Below are 15,676 nucleotides of genomic sequence, written 5' to 3' on the forward strand. Positions count from 1 at the left end.
GCCATGGGCATGATGGAAAAACTGGACCTGCAGACCGACCTGGCGCGCGAGTACCTGACCTTTCGACTGGGCGATGAAGAGTACGGCATCGACATCCTGAAGGTGCAAGAGATCCGCGGTTACGAGAACCCGACCCGCATCGCCAATGCATCGCACTTCCTCAAGGGCGTTGTCAACCTGCGGGGCACGATTGTCCCTATCGTTGACCTGCGTTTGCGCTTTGGCTGTGCCTCGGCGGAGTACAACGCTTTCACGGTGTCCATCGTCTTGCACATCGGGCACCGCACCATCGGCACGGTGGTCGACTCCGTGAGCGACGTGATGGAGATCCCGGCCGAGTCTGTCAGGCCCGCGCCCGAGATGCATTCGGCCATCGACGCTGGCTTCATCCGTGGGTTGGCCCAGGTGGGTGAGCGCATGGTGATCCTGCTGGACATCGAAGGTCTGTTGATGAGTCCGGACATGGGCTTGGCCGACTGACCGGAACTTGTGTTTCCCCTCTTTTCAACATTGATTGGACGCTGACATGAAAACCAAACTCGCGCTGATGTTGTCTCTGGCCCTGTCGGTGGGGGCGTCCAGCGTCCTGGCCGCTGAAGGTGGTGCCACCAAGGATGAGGCGGTGGCGATGGTCAAGAAGGGCGTGGCCCACGTCAAATCGGCTGGCAAGGACAAGGCCTATGCCGACATCAGCGACAAGGCCAACGCCGAGTTCCACCACCAGGACCTGTACCTCACGGTCTACCAGCTGGATGGCACGGTCAAGGCGCACGGCGCCAACACCAAGATGATCGGCAAGAACCTGATCGAGCTGAAAGACATCGACGGCAAGGCCTTCGTGAAGGAGCGCATGGACCTGGCCAAGGCCAACGCCACCTTCTGGCAGGACTACAAGTTCACCAACCCCGAGACCAAGAAAATCGAGCCCAAGAGCATGTATTGCGAGAAGCTCGAAGACACCGTGGTTTGCGGCGGCATCTATAAATAACGGCGCTTTCCCTCACTCGGCGTCTGAGTTGGGCGCAGGAATCTAGTATGAAACTGCGTACCAAATTGATGGCGGCGCCGGTCTTGGCCAGCATCGTCTTGTTCCTGGCTTTGCTGGGCTTTGTGTGGGTGCTGTCCAACGACCGGGAGAGCAGCCAACGCACGCACGACAGCAGCCTGCAGCAGCAGTTGGCCATCGTGGGTGTGGCGGGCAAGCTGTCCGATGTCCATGTGTCGCTGTACCGCACGATTGCGTTGATTGCCTCGCTCAGCGAGGACGAAGTCAAACAGCGTCGGCAGGGGCTGCCTGTGGCGGTGGCGGCCATTCAAAAAGCGGTGGCCAGCAGCTTCACGGCCGGTGAGCTGAGCGCTGAATCGGCCAAGGCTTTCGAGCAATCCCTGACGGACTACGTCAAGGCGGCCGACAACGCCATTGACCTGTCCACCATGGACCCCAACACCGGCGTGGCCGCCTTGCAAACCGCCGACGGCTACTTCAAGAAGTCGGCCGAGCAAATGTCTGCGCTGGTCACTCGGGTGCAAAAGAATGCGGAAGGCCAGGTTGTGGCGCTGGAGGCCAAATCCCGCGCCACCCAGATCGTGATCGCGACCGTGGCCGCTCTGGCTGGCCTGTGCTCCTTGCTGGTGGCGTGGAGCAGCCAGGGCCGCGTGGTCCGTGATCTGCAAATGGCCGTGAAGGCCGCCGACGAAGTGGCCGAAGGGCGCTTCGACCTGGTGCTGGAAAGCCGCAACGACGACGAGATCGGCCAGTTGCTCAAGGCGCTGGGCCGCATGGTGACGCAGCTGTCGCACTCCATCAACACGGTTCGCCTGGCCGCCAACTCCATTGGCACGGCGTCCAGCGAAATTGCCGCGGGCAACCAGGACCTCAGCCAGCGCACCGAGAACACGGCGTCCAGCTTGCAGGAAACCGCATCGTCCATGGCCCAGTTGACCACCACCGTGCGTCACACGGCCGAGTCGGCTCGGTCGGCGGATTCGCTGGCCAACGCGGCGGCAGATTCCGCGCGTCGGGGCGGCGATGTGATGTCCCAGGTCGTGTCCAACATGGCCGAGATCGACACCGCCTCCCGCAAGATCAACGAGATCATCAGTGTGATCGATGGCATCGCTTTCCAGACCAATATCCTGGCCTTGAACGCAGCCGTTGAAGCCGCGCGGGCTGGTGAGCAAGGCCGTGGCTTTGCGGTGGTGGCCAGCGAGGTGCGCTCGCTGGCGCAACGCAGTGCCGGCGCTGCGCGCGAGATCAAGACCTTGATCGGCGCTTCGTCCGAGCGCGTTGAAACCGGTGCGCGTCTGGTGAACGAGGCGGGCAAGTCCATGCAGGACATCGTCGAGGGCGTTCAGCGCGTCACGCAAATCATTGGCGAGATCACGCTGGCGGCCGAGCAGGAATCGCTGGGCATCACGCAGGTCAGCACGGCGGTGACACAGTTGGACCAGATGACCCAGCAGAACGCGGCCCTGGTCGAGCAGTCGGCCGCCGCCGCTGAAAGCCTCAAATCGCAGTCGCACACTTTGACCGAGGTGGTCAGCCAGTTTCGCCTGGCGCAAAACTGATCGGTCGTCCGGCATCTGCTGGCCGAAATCGGCATTAGTGCCGCGCGCATCACCCCTGCTTACAGGGGGGCCTGCAACACTGGGACCATGCGACGGTGATGAGGTGCAGCATGGTCAAGATGATCTCGATGAGCGTGGTGGGTTTGGTGTTGTGGTGCAGCCAGGCCTTGGCCGCCAGCACGCCGCAGCCGGGTGATTCCGAACCGGCCTTGAGCCAGGCCCTGGCCGAAGCCACCTGGCCCGCCGACATCACCCAACTCGCCACGAGCTACCTGGAACGCTATCCATTGGCCGCAGGGGCCGCCACAGCGCGCCGCCTGAAGGACCAGGCGGCCAAACCCGAGGCCGTGCTGGCCCGCACCGATGTTCGCCTGTACCGCCGTGCTTTCGCCTTGGCCGAATCAAAGCCCGAACTGGCGCCAGACATCCACCGTGCTGCCTTGGGTGATCACGCGGCGGCCATGCGCATGTCGCAGGCCCATCAGCGTGGTGAACGCGGCGCGGCCAAGGATGAGCGTTTGGTGCTGGGTTGGTTGCAATACGCCGCCGTGTTGGGCAACGACCAGGCTGCCTATGATCTGGCGGTGTACTTCCGTCGGCAAGATCAGCCCGCCGTGGCTTCGCAATACGAGGCCATGGCCGTGGCCTTGAACCACCCCTTTCCCACCGAGCTGAATCACATTCGCAAGTGAGCCAGGTTGTGTCGGCTGTTCAGTTCAGCGCGGCCTGGATGGCGATGTCCAGGGCCTTCAATTCGGCGCGCATGCCGTCCCAATGGCTTGAAGCCACCTCGCGTTGAGTCGATCCCCAGATGGGTTGAGGGAAATGCTTGTCATCGGCAAAGCGCGCGATGACATGCCAATGCAGGTGCGGCACCACATTGCCCAGGCTGGCCAGATTCACCTTGGTGGGGTGCAGGTGCTCGCGCACCAGCGATTCCACTTTGGCCAATGCTTCCATCAGGTAGACCCGGTCAGCCGTTGGCAAGTCGGTGAACTCGGCCGCGTGGTCGTTCCAGATCACCCGGTAAAAGCCGGGGTAGTCCAAGTCCAGCACGCGGATCACCCGAAGCTTCAGATTGCGCATGACCAGGAAACCCCCGTCGGTCACGCACAACTCGCAGCCCGGTTGGCGGGTGGTGTCCAACTGCCCCATGTCAGACCAGCACGCGCTCGATGCCACCATCGTTGGCGCGCTTGACGTAGTCGGGCATCCAGTTCTCGCCCAGGATCTGGCGCGCCATCTCGACCACGATGTAGTCGGCCTCAAGCAGGCCGTTCTGCAGGTCGTCTTCGTAGCGGCTCAGGCCTTGCAGGCAACTGGGGCAGGAGGTCAGGATCTTGACGTTTTCCTTGGCGCCGACCTTGCCTTCGGCGCGCAGTTGTGCTTCGCCCTTGAGGATCTCTTCTTCCTTGCGGAAGCGGATCTGCGTGGAGATGTCGGGCCGAGTGACGCCCAGGGTGCCTGACTCGCCGCAGCAGCGCTTGGACTCGAGCACGTTGTTGCCGACCAGTGCCTTCACCGTCTTCATCGGCTCTTGCAGCTTCATGGGGCTGTGGCAAGGGTCGTGGTACAGGTACGAGTTCTTGCCAGCCAGGGTGATGCCCTTTTCCAGCAGGTACTCGTGGATGTCGATGATGCGGCAGCCGGGGAAGATCTTGTCGAACTGGTAGCCCTGCAACTGGTCGTAGCAGGTGCCGCAACTCACCACCACCGTCTTGATGTCCAGGTAGTTCAACGTGTTGGCCACGCGGTGGAACAGCACCCGGTTGTCGGTGATCATCTTCTCGGCCTTGTCGAACTGGCCCGAGCCGCGTTGCGGATAGCCGCAGCACAGGTAGCCCGGGGGCAGCACGGTCTGCACGCCGGCATGCCACAGCATGGCTTGCGTGGCCAAGCCCACCTGGCTGAACAAACGCTCCGAGCCGCAGCCCGGGAAGTAGAAGACCGCCTCGGTGTCCGCCGCCTGCTTGGGGTTGCGGATGATGGGGACGTAGTCCTTGTCCTCGATGTCGAGCAAAGCGCGCGCAGTTTTCTTGGGCAGGCCACCCGGCAACTTCTTGTTGATGAAGTGGATGATCTGCTCTTTGATCGGTGCCGAGCCGACCGATGCTGGCGGTGCGCTGGTCTGCTTGCGGGCCACCACCTTCATCACGTCGTGGGCCACGCGCTGCGCCTTCATCCCCACGCCCACCATGGCCGAGCGGGCCAGCTTGATGGTCTCGGGGTTGGTGGCGTTGAGCATGAACATGGCCGCGGCATTGCCGGGCCGGAAGCTCTTCTTGCCCATCTTGCGCAGCAGGTTGCGCATGTTCATCGACACGTCACCGAAATCGATGTTGACCGGGCAGGGCGACAGGCACTTGTGGCAGACCGTGCAGTGGTCGGCCACGTCCTCGAACTCTTCCCAGTGCTTGATGGACACGCCACGGCGCGTCTGCTCTTCATACAGGAAGGCCTCGACCAGCAATGAGGTGGCCAGGATCTTGTTGCGCGGGCTGTAGAGCAAGTTGGCGCGCGGCACGTGGGTGGCGCACACCGGTTTGCACTTGCCGCAGCGCAGGCAATCCTTGACGGAGGTGGCGATCTCGCCAATGTCCGACTGCTGCATGATCAGGGATTCGTGCCCCATCAGGCCAAAGCTGGGCGTGTAGGCCTCGCTCAGGTCGGCGTTGTGCACGTCGTCGCCCAGGCCCTTCAAGGCGGCGCCACGGAGCAGCTTGCCCTTGTTGAAGCGGCCTTGCGGATCAACACGCGCCTTGTAGGCGGTGAAGTCGGCCATTTCCTCGTCACTGAGGAATTCCAGCTTGGTGATGCCGATGCCATGCTCGCCCGAGATCACTCCATCCAGCGAACGCGCCAGCTTCATGATGCGGGCCACGGCTTCGTGCGCCGTCTGCAGCATCTCGTAGTTGTCGCTGTTGACCGGCAGGTTGGTGTGCACATTGCCGTCACCGGCGTGCATGTGCAGGGCCGCCCACACGCGGCCACGAAGCACTTCCTTGTGGATGCGCTTGGCCTCGGCCAGGATGGGCTCCATCGCCGAGCCGCTGAAGATCTTGGCGAACTCGTCGCGCAGCTCGCGCTTCCAGCTCACGCGGATCGACCAGGTCTGCAGCAGGTTGAACACCGTGTCGCCGTCTTGCGGGGCGTAAGTGCCGTTGCGGTGCTGTTCGTAGCCCAGGGCCACGAGTTGATCACCGACATCAGCCAAAGGCGCGTCAATGCGCTCGTGCAGGAACTGCCACTTGGCCTGCGTTTTTTCCAGCAGGGCCAGGGCACGCTGCACGCGTTCTTCCAATTGCTCGGGGCTGGGCAACTCGCTGGTGTCTTCGACCTTGCCCAAAGGCAGGTTGCCGTTGGACATGAAGGCCTTGAGCTTGTCGATCAGGGCCAGCTTGTTGCGCAGGCTGAGTTCGATGTTGATGCGCTCGATGCCCAGCGTGTACTCGCCCATGCGCGGCAGCGGGATCACGACGTCTTCGTTCACCTTGAAGGCGTTGGTGTGCTTGGCAATGGCGGCGGTGCGCTTGCGGTCGGCCCAGAACTTCTTGCGCGCATCTGAGCTCACGGCGACGAAGCCTTCGCCGCTGCGGCCATTGGCAAAGCGGATGACCTGGCTGGTGGCCAGGGCCACGCGGTTCTCGTCGTCACCGACGATGTCGCCGATCAGGACCATCTTGGGCAGCACGCCGCGCTTGCTCTTGGTGGCGTAGCCGACGGCGCGCAGGTAGCGGTCGTCCAGGTGCTCCAGGCCGGCCAGGATGGCGCCGCCAGGCTGCGCCATCTCGGTGAACATGAAATCCTTGATCTCGACGATCGAGGGCACGGCATCCTTGGGGTTGCCGAAGAACTCCAGGCACACGGTGCGAACGTGGTTGGGCATGCGGTGCACCACCCAGCGCGCGCTGGTGATCAGGCCGTCGCAGCCTTCCTTCTGGATGCCGGGCAGGCCGGCCAGGAACTTGTCGGTGACGTCTTTGCCCAGGCCTTCCTTGCGGAAGGTGCGGCCGGGGATGTCCAGGCGCTCGGTGCGGATCGGCGTCTTGCCATCGGCCTCGAAATAGCGCAGCTCGAAGCTGGCCATGGGGATGTCGTGGATCTTGCCGAGGTTGTGGTTCAGGCGCACGACTTCCAGCCACTGGGCGTCGGGCGTGACCATGCGCCAGCTGGCCAGGTTGTCCAGGGCGGTGCCCCACAGCACGGCTTTCTTGCCGCCCGCGTTCATGGCGATGTTGCCGCCCACACACGAGGCTTCGGCCGAAGTCGGGTCTACCGCGAACACAAAGCCAGCGCGCTCCGCCGCATCGGCCACGCGTTGCGTGACCACGCCCGCGCCAGTCCAGACCGTGGCCACGGGGTGATCGACGCCGGGCAGGCTGACCATCTCGACCTCGGTCATCTGCTCGAGCTTTTCGGTGTTGATGACCGCGCTGCGCCAGGTCAAAGGCACGGCGCCGCCGGTGTAGCCGGTGCCACCGCCGCGCGGGATGATGGTGAGTTCCAGCTCGACGCAGCCCTTGACCAAGGCGGCCATTTCTTCTTCGGTGTCGGGCGTCAGCACGACGAAGGGGTATTCGACGCGCCAGTCGGTGGCGTCGGTCACGTGCGAGACGCGGCTCAGGCCATCGAACTTGATGTTGTCGCCAGCGGTGACCTTGCCCAGCGTCTTGCGGGCGCGTTGGCGCAGGTCGTACACGTGCTTGAAATTCAAGGCGAAGCGGTCGATGCAGGCACGGGCGGCCACCAGCAACTCGCCCACCAGCGTGTCGCGGTTGGCGTCAGCCGGGTTGTTGGACGGCGTGCGGCGCTTGTCGATCTCGCTCAGGCGGTGGTGCAGGGCGTCGATCAACTGGCCCCGGCGCTTGGGGTTGTCCAGCAGGTCGTCTTGCAGGTAGGGGTTGCGCTGCACGACCCAGATGTCGCCCAGCACCTCATACAGCATGCGGGCGGAGCGGCCGGTCTGGCGCTCGGTGCGCAACTGGCTCAGCAGTTCCCAGGCGCGCAGGCCCAGCAGGCGCTGCACGATTTCGCGGTCGGAAAACGAGGTGTAGTTGTAGGGGATTTCGCGCAAGCGCGGTGCGCCGTCGGCGTGAGCCTCGGCAGCATGTTGGGGGAGTTGGGTCAGCGGGAGCGGTGCGTTCATGTCGAGGCGCCAGGCGCGGCCGGGGTTAAAAAACGGCGGCAAGGAGTGCGAAAAGCAGGGTGCGGACGGTTTTCGCGCCTGAGGGGGGATGTTACCGCAGCAGGTGATCTCCCGAGCACTGGCGCACAGGGGGAACGCTATGCTGTGGCGTTATGAATTCACCCGACAAAGCGCTTTTGGCGCCCTGGCCCTATCCCCGCTGGATCGCGCACCGGGGGGCTGGCAAGTTGGCGCCTGAGAACACCCTGGCGGCGTTTCGCCTGGGCGCTGCCCATGGATTTCGCATGTTCGAGTGCGATGTCAAGCTCAGTGCGGATGGCGAGCCTTTTCTGCTGCACGACGCCGATTTGAGCCGCACCACATCCGGGCATGGTGTGGCGGGCGAGCGGCGCTGGGACGAATTGTCCAAGCTGGACGCGGGGGGCTGGCACAGTCCGCCGTACGCGGGCGAGCCATTGCTGAGGCTTGAAGCCCTGGCTCGGTGGCTTCAGGCCAATCGGCTGATGGTCAACCTTGAAATCAAGCCCTCACCGGGGCAGGACGCTTTGACCGGGGCGGCGGTGGCGCGGGAGGCGGCGCGCTGGTGGAGCGGTCAGGCGGTACAGCCTTTGCTCAGCTCCTTCAGTGTGGAGGCGCTGCGGGCCGCTCAGAACGCCGCACCGGATCTGCCCAGGGCATTGTTGTTGGAAGAGTTGAAGCCAGGCTGGCTTGACACTGCACTGGATCTGGCGTGCGTGGCCGTGGTGGGGCACCATCCCCATCTGAATGCCGACAACATCGCGCAAGCCCATTCGGCCGGTTTCAAGGTGCTGACCTACACCGTGAACGACGTTGAACGCGCTGATGCGCTGTGGGCCGCCGGATTGGATGGGCTGATCACCGATTCGGTGGACAAGCTGGGTCCGGACCGCCCATGAAGGGGGGGCTTGTGAAAGCGGATCTCGCTTATCATTCGGAGCACCCCCGCCTAGCAGATTGCCCTCGATCCGGCCCCTGAAACGCACTTGTGCGAGGCAGCCGGTGGTCAGTGCCTTTCTTTCGTTTTCAGACAATTCCATGCAGATTTCAGCGCAGAACCCGGCCGTCGATGGTCAATTCACTTCCGAGGTCGCCTCCCAAAGCGCGCCTGTCGATTCCGCGCTGGAGCTGGAGCTGACCGAACTGGTCATTCAGTCGTTGAACCTGGAGTTCACCGTTGCCGAAGTTGATCCCGCCGGTCCGATCTATGGCGACGGGCTGGGTCTTGATTCGATCGACATCCTCGAAATCGCGCTGGTGGTGTCCAAAAAATACGGATTCCAGCTGCGTTCCGACGACGAGCGCAACGTACAGATTTTCAGCTCTCTGCGCAGCCTGGCGCGGCACGTTGCCGCGAACCGGACCAAGTAAGGGTGCCCGGCAGGTCCTGCCTTGTCCTTTGTCCGCAGCAGCCCGACTGACGCCATGAATTCCTCGTCGCCAGGAGCACCTACTGTCTGGCTCGCCGTCCTGGGGGCGGTTGGGGCCATTTCCTTGCTGGCCGCCTATCTGGTGGCCTGCCATGTGGCCACGCTGGAGCGTTCTCCCTGGGCGCCGTATCTCTATTTCCTGCCCTTGCTGGGCATGCTGTTCTCAACCGTGGCCGGGCGTTGGGGCCTGCTGGCGGCGGGCGTTCTGATGGCGGTGGGGTTGGCTGGACTCGCAGCGCTGCTGCCGCACCGTGATGTCGATCTGAGTTTGCTGTATGTGCTGCAGCACGTTGGCACCAACCTGGCACTTTGCTGGGTGTTTGGCCACACACTGGCCGCCGGTCGCGAACCCCTGGTGACGCGCTTTGCCCGCATCATGCGCCGGGGCGACATGCCGCCCGAGGTGCTGTCTTTCACGCGCGGCGTCACCTTGGCATGGACGCTGTTTTTCGTCGGCATCGCTTTGGTGTCGGCTGTCTTGTACGCGGCGGTGTCGGTCGAGGCCTGGTCCGTGTTTTCGAACCTGATCAACAGCCCGCTGATCGGCCTGATGTTCGTGGTCGAGTACGCCCTGCGCCGGCACAAGCTGCGCCACATTCGGCACACATCCATCCTGGATAGCATGCAGGCGTTTCGCAAAGGCTGGCCGGTGGCCGAGCCAAATCCGAATTCCCATGAACCCCGCTGAAATGGGCGAACACGGTACGCCACGCACTTTTCCGCTGCTGAGGCACGCCTCGCTGGAGGCGGTGTTCGCCTACCGGCAAAGCCGGGTGCTCACCGTCCGTGACTTCCTGCGGGACGTGGCGCGCGTGGCCGCGAGCCTGCCGGAGTGTTCGCATGTCTTGAACGCCTGTACCGACCGCTACCACTTCGCAGTGGGCCTGGCTGCGGCCATTTTGCGGCGCCAGGTCAGCTTGCTGCCCCCCTCGCACAACCCCGAGATGGTGCGCCAGATGCGCGAGATCCATCCGCAGGTCTATTGCCTGAGCGAGGAGCCGCCGGTGGCCGTGGATTTACCGCTGTGCATGTTCCCTTTGCCGGCGGATGAGGCCTCTTCGCCGTCCGAACTGTTGGCGATCCCTGCCATCGAGGCATCCCAGGCCATTGCCTGCGTGTTCACGTCTGGTTCCACCGGGCGTCCCACCGAGCACGTCAAGCACTGGGGTGCTTTGGTCTGCAATGTGCAGGCCGAAGCCCGGCGCCTGGGCGTGTCTGAAGACTCTCGCCATTGCCTGGTCGGCACCGTGCCGCCGCAGCACATGTACGGTCTGGAGTCGACGGTGCTGGTGGCTTGGCAGAGCGGTGCTGCGATGGTCGCCGAGCGGCCTTTTTACCCGGCTGACATCTCGGCCACGCTGTCGGCCTTGCCGTCGCCCAAGGTGCTGGTCACCACGCCTTTCCATTTGCGCACCTGGCTGGCCGAATCCGCTGAGGTGCCGCCAGTGGAGCTGATTGTTTCTGCGACCGCGCCCCTGTCCACCCAGTTGGCCCAACAGGCGGAAGCGCGCTGTGGCGGCGTGCTGCTGGAGATCTACGGCAGCACCGAGACAGGGCAGTTGGCCACTCGCCGAAGTGCCCAGTCACTGGAATGGCTGTCTTTTGAAGGGCTGCAACTGCGGGAGCGGGAGGGGCAGACCTGGGTCAGTGGGGGCCATGTCGAGTCTGAGCTGCCCTTGAACGATGTGCTGGAGCTGTGCGAAGGCGATGGCTCGGCCACCCGTTTCATCCTGCATGGCCGATCGGCGGACATGGTCAACATCGCTGGCAAGCGGACCTCGCTGGGCTACCTGAATTTGCAGCTCAATGCCATTCCCGGGGTGATCGATGGCGCCTTCCTGTGGCCGGAGGCCGATGCGGCCGACAGCCAGGGCAGCGTGAAACGGCTGGCCGCGCTGGTGGTGGCGCCCGAGCTCGATGCGCCGCGCCTGATGGCGGCGTTGCGCCAGCGCATCGACCCGGCTTTCATGCCGCGGCCATTGCATTTCGTCGAGGCCTTGCCGCGCAATGCCACGGGCAAGCTGCCGTACGCGGCCATCCTGGCACTGGCCGAGCGTTTGAACGCCGGCGCCCCGACCTCTTCGGCCTCCGCATGACCGCCTCGCCCCATTTTTTACCCTTGCGCATCGCCCCGGATCACCCGGCTTTCGCGGGCCACTTTCCCGGGCACCCCATCGTGCCCGGCGTGGTCTTGCTGGACGAGGCCGTGCAGGCGCTGGCTGCCGCCGAAGGGCTGCTGCCCGTGACGCTGCAAGTGGGGGTGGCCAAGTTCCTGGTGCCGGTGCGTCCCGGCGAATCCTTGAGCCTGAGCTACAAGACCACCGCGCCGGGGCGCTATGCGGTCGAAGTCAAGGTGGGCGATGGCGCGGCAAGCCGTGTGGCAGCCACCGCCACGATCACCATTCTGAGCGTGCAACGTGAAGGCGAGGCCTGACATGGCGGCCGTGTGGATGCAGCAAGCCGAGCGCAGCAACATGCTGGCGTTGCGGGTCATCGTCTGGGTGGCGCAGCGGCTGGGGCGCCCTGTGGCGCGTGTGTTGCTGTACCCCATCAGTTGGTACTTCGTGCTCGCGGTGCCGAAAGCGCGTCGGGCCTCGATCGCGTATTTGCGCCGCGTGCTGGGCCGCGAGCCCGGCTGGATTGATGGTTTTCGTCATGTGTTCTGCTTCGCGTCCACCATCCTCGATCGCTTCTACCTGCTCAACGGGCGCTTCGATTTGTTCGACACCCAATTGTTCGGGCAGGAGCTGGCCCACGAGATCCTGACGGAAGGCCGGGGCGCCATCATGATCGGCGCCCATTTGGGCAGCTTCGAGGCCGTCCGCGCCAGCAGCGACGGCATGGACGATCTGAACGTGTCCATGGTCATGTACGAGGACAACGCGGTCAAGCTGAACCAGATCCTGGCGGCCATCAACCCGGCGATGAAGCACAACATCATCCCGCTGGGCAACGTCGACTCCATGCTGCGCGTGAAGCACTGCCTGGAGCGCGGTGAGATGGTGGGCATGCTCTGCGACCGCATGCTGAGCGGCGAGTCGGGGCGACAGGTCAATCTGCTGGGCACGCCAGCGGGGTTCCCGATCGGGCCATTCAGGCTGGCGGCGATGCTCAAGCGGCCCATCATCCTGATCGTGGGGCTGTACCGTGGCGGCAACCGCTATGAGATACATTTTGAGCACATCGCCGACTTCTCCAAGCCAGGCGGGCCGACGGTCGAGCAGACCATCGACCTGTACGTGAGCAGGCTGGAGCACTACTGCCGTCAGGCACCCTACAACTGGTTCAATTTCTATGATTTCTGGGATGAGCTTGGACAGCCACGGCCAACGCGCCCTTGATGCGATGCGTGGATGGGCCCTGGCCCGCCGCCGTGGCTTGGTGGCCATGGCCTGTGGCATCGGCCTGGTGCTGGGCAACGGCCCCGTGCACGCGGCAGACGAGTGGACCATCGACACACTGATGCGCCTGCAAGCTCAAACCAAATCCAGCCGCGCGACCTTTGTCGAGCAGAAGTACCTCAGTTCGGTCGAGACACCACTGGAGTCCTCTGGCGAGTTGAGTTACCAGGCGCCCGATCGCCTGGAAAAGCGCACGCTCAAGCCCACGCCCGAATCGCTGGTGCTGGACAAGGACACCCTGCTGCTGGAACGCAAGGGCCGCAAGCGCAGCATCCCCTTGCAGTCCTATCCCGAAGTGGGCGCCTTTGTCGAAAGCATCCGTGCCACGCTGGCCGGTGACCGCGCCGGCCTGGACCGCAACTACCAGGTCGAGCTCGAAGGCAAGCGCGAACGTTGGCGGCTGCTGCTGAAACCCTTGCATGCCAAGGCCGCCACCTTGGTCAGCCAGATTCGCCTGAGCGGGCAGGGCGAGCAGGTCGAGACCATCGAAATCCTGCAAGGCAATGGTGATCGCTCGGTGATGACGATCACGCCTCAGCCGTCCGCCAATTGACGACGATGATCGTTCGCCGTTCGCGCGGGCTGCTGGCCACGCTTGTCTGGCTGGCCTTGCTGGCAGTGCTGCTCACCGCGGTGATCCGCGCGCACTATTCGGCCGATTTGTCGGCCTTCCTGCCCAGCAAGCCGACGCCTGAGCAGGCGGTCCTGATCGACCAGCTCAAGGAGGGGCCGGCTTCGCGCCTGATCCTGATCGGCCTGGAAACGGATGACCACGGTCCCGAGGCCGCCAGCGGTCTGGCGCGTTTGTCCAAGGCCTTGGCCGCCGCCTTGCGGAAACTGCCCGCCTTGCCGGGGGACCAGTCCGCCCCCTTCGCCTCCGTCAACAACGGCGAGCCGGTGGCGGCCCAGCGCGACCAGGAGGTGCTGCTGCGCTACCGTTACCTGATGAGCCCCGATGTCACGCCCGCGCGCTTCCAGCCTGAAGGCTTGCGTGTTGCGCTGCAGGACAGCCTTGACCTGCTGGGCTCATCGGCCGGTTTGATGTTGCAACCCCTGTTGACGCGCGACCCCACCGCCGAACTGGTGCACCTGGTTGAGGCCATGGATTCCGGCGGCGAGCGTGCCTCGGTGGATGGCGTGTGGGTGTCGCCAGACCAAAAGCGTGCCGTGCTGGTGGCGCAGACCCAGGCCGATGGCTCGGACCTGGATGCACAGCAACGTGCCATCGACGCCATTCGCCAGCAGTTCGACGAGGTCCAGAAGCGCGAAGGCCTGACGCAAGCGCGGCTGGTGATGTCGGGGCCCGCGGTGTTCGCCACGCAGTCTCGCCAAACCATCGAGTCCGAGGCCACTCGCCTGGCTTCCATCGGCTTCGCCATCATCATCGCGCTGCTCTTGAGCGTGTATCGGTCTTTGCGCGCTTTGCTGCTGGGTTTGTTGCCCATGATCACGGGGGCGCTGGCCGGTATCGCGGCCGTCTCCTGGGGATTTGGCATGGTGCATGGCATCACCCTGGGCTTTGGCATCACCCTGATCGGCGAAGCGGTGGATTACGCGATCTACCTGTTCGTGCAGGGCAGTGCGCAAGCCACCGGGGCCCGACACGATGGCCGCAGTGCGGAAGGCTTCTGGCCCACGATCAGCCTGGGCGTGCTCACCTCGGTCATCGGCTTCGCCTCGATGCTGGCCTCGGGCTTCCCAGGGTTGGCGCAATTGGGCTTGTTCTCCATCGTGGGCGTGGTGTCGGCGGCGCTGGTGACGCGGTGGTTGCTGCCCCACCTGATCCCCGAGGGTTTCAAGATCCGGCCCACGCCGGTGCTCGATCGGCGCCTCACCTGGCTGAGCGCCAAGGCGCCCTCCGTGCGTTGGCTGGTGCCGGTGCTGCTGGTGGGCGCGGTGGCCGTGCTGTGGATGCACCGCGATCGCCTCTGGAGCCGCGAGCTGACCTCCCTCAGTCCGATCACCGCCGAGGCGCAAGCTTTGGACATGCGACTGCGCGCTGACCTGGGGGCGCCGGATGTGCGCTACCTGGGCGTGATCAGAGCCGCCACCATGGAAGCCGCACTGCAGGGTGCGGAGCAAGCCAGCACAGCCCTGGCACCACTGGTGGACAGCGGCATGCTGCTGGGTACTGACAGCCCCGCGCGCTACCTGCCCAGCCAGGCCATGCAGCGGCAGCGCCAGGCGGCCTTGCCCGACACCGAGACCTTGCGCACGCATTTCACGCAAGCCGCCAAGGGCCTGCCGCTCAAGGCCGAAAAATTCGAGGCCTTTTTTGTCGATGCGGCCCAGGCCAAGGACTTGCGTCCGCTTGCCCGAGAGGACCTGCAAGGCACGTCCTTGTCGCTGGGCGTGGACTCGCTGCTGATGCGCCAGTCCGGCCAATGGACCGCACTCGTGGGCTTGCGACTGCCCAGTGGCGATGCGGTGGCTGGCACGGCCACGCCAGCGGTGGATGCGGCCCGCATCCGGCAACTGCTGAAGTCGTCGGTGAAGGTGGGCGAGGTGCACTTCATTGACCTCAAGGCCGAATCCGAGAAGCTGTACTCCGACTACCTGAACGAAGTGCTCTTCCTGTCAACGCTGGGCGCAGGCGGCATCGTCATCCTGCTGGCCCTGGTGCTGCGTGCACCTCTGCGGCTGCTGAGGGTGGTCACGCCCTTGCTGTGCACGGTGATCATCGTCACCGCCGGCCTGGTCGCCACCGGCCCCCCGCTGACGCTGTTCCACCTGGTGGGCCTGCTGCTGATCGTGGCCATTGGCTCCAACTACGCCTTGTTCTTCGACCAGCGCACCCACCGTGGCACGCCGAGCGCGTCCATCCTGTCGTCCATGTTGTTCGCCAACCTGGCCACCGTGGCGGGTTTCGGCATGCTGGCGTGGTCGCAGGTGCCGGTGCTGCACGCCATTGGCGCGACGGTGGGGCCGGGCGCGATCCTGGCGTTGGTCTTGTCGGCGGTGCTGCACCAAGCGGTCCCCCAGACGGCGGCCCACCAAGCCTGATGACCGAATGGAGCGCATGGTGCCTAGGCTCACATGGCGGCGTTGTGCCCGGGCCCTCTTCACTCTGCTAACCTTTTCGATCTGCCTGGCTGGCTGCGCTGGCTGGCGTC

General features: G+C 64.4%; 14 protein-coding genes. 12 read left to right on the forward strand and 2 right to left on the reverse strand.

The features are described 5' to 3' along the window. Positions 1-3: 3 nt before the first annotated feature. The 4 genes from Q7V20_RS22640 (at position 4) to Q7V20_RS22655 (ending at position 3,260) form a co-directional block, all read left to right on the forward strand. The gene (locus Q7V20_RS22640; protein WP_304796162.1) at positions 4-480 is read left to right on the forward strand and encodes a chemotaxis protein CheW; all 477 of its coding nucleotides are present in this window, start codon (positions 4-6) and stop codon (positions 478-480) included. A 46-nt stretch (positions 481-526) separates the two neighbouring features. Continuing rightward, on the forward strand, positions 527-988 hold the full coding sequence (locus Q7V20_RS22645) for a cache domain-containing protein (RefSeq protein ID WP_304796164.1): 462 nt from the start codon (positions 527-529) through the stop codon (positions 986-988). A gap of 47 nt (positions 989-1,035) precedes the next feature. After that, positions 1,036-2,568 carry a methyl-accepting chemotaxis protein gene (locus Q7V20_RS22650; RefSeq protein WP_304796166.1) on the forward strand — a complete coding sequence of 511 codons (1,533 nt, stop codon included), beginning with the start codon at positions 1,036-1,038 and terminating at the stop codon, positions 2,566-2,568. Positions 2,569-2,678: 110 nt separating this feature from the next. Further along, positions 2,679-3,260, forward strand: coding sequence for a hypothetical protein (locus Q7V20_RS22655; RefSeq protein ID WP_304796168.1), 582 nt, complete (start codon positions 2,679-2,681; stop codon positions 3,258-3,260). Between the two features lie 19 nt (positions 3,261-3,279). Here the strand turns inward: Q7V20_RS22655 and Q7V20_RS22660 are convergent, their stop codons facing one another. Continuing rightward, complete coding sequence (locus Q7V20_RS22660) at positions 3,280-3,723, reverse strand: HIT family protein (RefSeq protein WP_304796170.1); 444 nt, start codon at positions 3,721-3,723, stop codon at positions 3,280-3,282. Between the two features lies 1 nt (position 3,724). Then, complete coding sequence (locus Q7V20_RS22665) at positions 3,725-7,714, reverse strand: FAD/FMN-binding oxidoreductase (protein WP_304796171.1); 3,990 nt, start codon at positions 7,712-7,714, stop codon at positions 3,725-3,727. A gap of 152 nt (positions 7,715-7,866) precedes the next feature. Between Q7V20_RS22665 and ugpQ the strand changes: the two genes are divergently transcribed. The 8 genes from ugpQ to Q7V20_RS22705 all read left to right on the forward strand — a co-directional run bounded on the left by ugpQ (position 7,867) and on the right by Q7V20_RS22705 (position 15,566). Beyond that, the gene (gene ugpQ, locus Q7V20_RS22670) at positions 7,867-8,631 is read left to right on the forward strand and encodes a glycerophosphodiester phosphodiesterase (RefSeq protein ID WP_304796173.1); all 765 of its coding nucleotides are present in this window, start codon (positions 7,867-7,869) and stop codon (positions 8,629-8,631) included. A 139-nt stretch (positions 8,632-8,770) separates the two neighbouring features. Beyond that, positions 8,771-9,103: a phosphopantetheine-binding protein gene (locus Q7V20_RS22675; RefSeq protein ID WP_304796174.1), complete on the forward strand. Its 333-nt coding sequence runs from the start codon at positions 8,771-8,773 to the stop codon at positions 9,101-9,103. Between the two features lie 54 nt (positions 9,104-9,157). Then, positions 9,158-9,850 (forward strand): hypothetical protein, encoded by a 693-nt coding sequence (locus Q7V20_RS22680; protein ID WP_304796176.1) that lies wholly within the window; start codon positions 9,158-9,160, stop codon positions 9,848-9,850. Beyond that, positions 9,837-11,258 (forward strand): AMP-binding protein, encoded by a 1,422-nt coding sequence (locus Q7V20_RS22685; protein ID WP_304796177.1) that lies wholly within the window; start codon positions 9,837-9,839, stop codon positions 11,256-11,258. The genes Q7V20_RS22680 and Q7V20_RS22685 overlap by 14 nt, the downstream gene beginning before the upstream one ends. Further along, a complete protein-coding gene (locus Q7V20_RS22690) occupies positions 11,255-11,596 on the forward strand; it encodes a 3-hydroxyacyl-ACP dehydratase FabZ family protein (protein WP_304796179.1) in 342 nt (113 codons plus the stop codon). Before Q7V20_RS22685 ends, Q7V20_RS22690 begins: the two co-directional genes overlap by 4 nt. A gap of 1 nt (position 11,597) precedes the next feature. Further along, a complete protein-coding gene (locus Q7V20_RS22695) occupies positions 11,598-12,503 on the forward strand; it encodes an acyl-CoA synthetase (protein ID WP_304796180.1) in 906 nt (301 codons plus the stop codon). Further along, on the forward strand, positions 12,469-13,116 hold the full coding sequence (locus tag Q7V20_RS22700) for a LolA-related protein (RefSeq protein WP_304796182.1): 648 nt from the start codon (positions 12,469-12,471) through the stop codon (positions 13,114-13,116). The genes Q7V20_RS22695 and Q7V20_RS22700 overlap by 35 nt, the downstream gene beginning before the upstream one ends. Before the next feature lie 5 nt (positions 13,117-13,121). After that, positions 13,122-15,566 carry an MMPL family transporter gene (locus tag Q7V20_RS22705; protein ID WP_304796183.1) on the forward strand — a complete coding sequence of 815 codons (2,445 nt, stop codon included), beginning with the start codon at positions 13,122-13,124 and terminating at the stop codon, positions 15,564-15,566. Positions 15,567-15,676: the final 110 nt, after the last annotated feature.

It is taken from the genome of Aquabacterium sp. (assembly GCF_030652515.1).
Lineage (GTDB): Bacteria > Pseudomonadota > Gammaproteobacteria > Burkholderiales > Burkholderiaceae_C > Aquabacterium.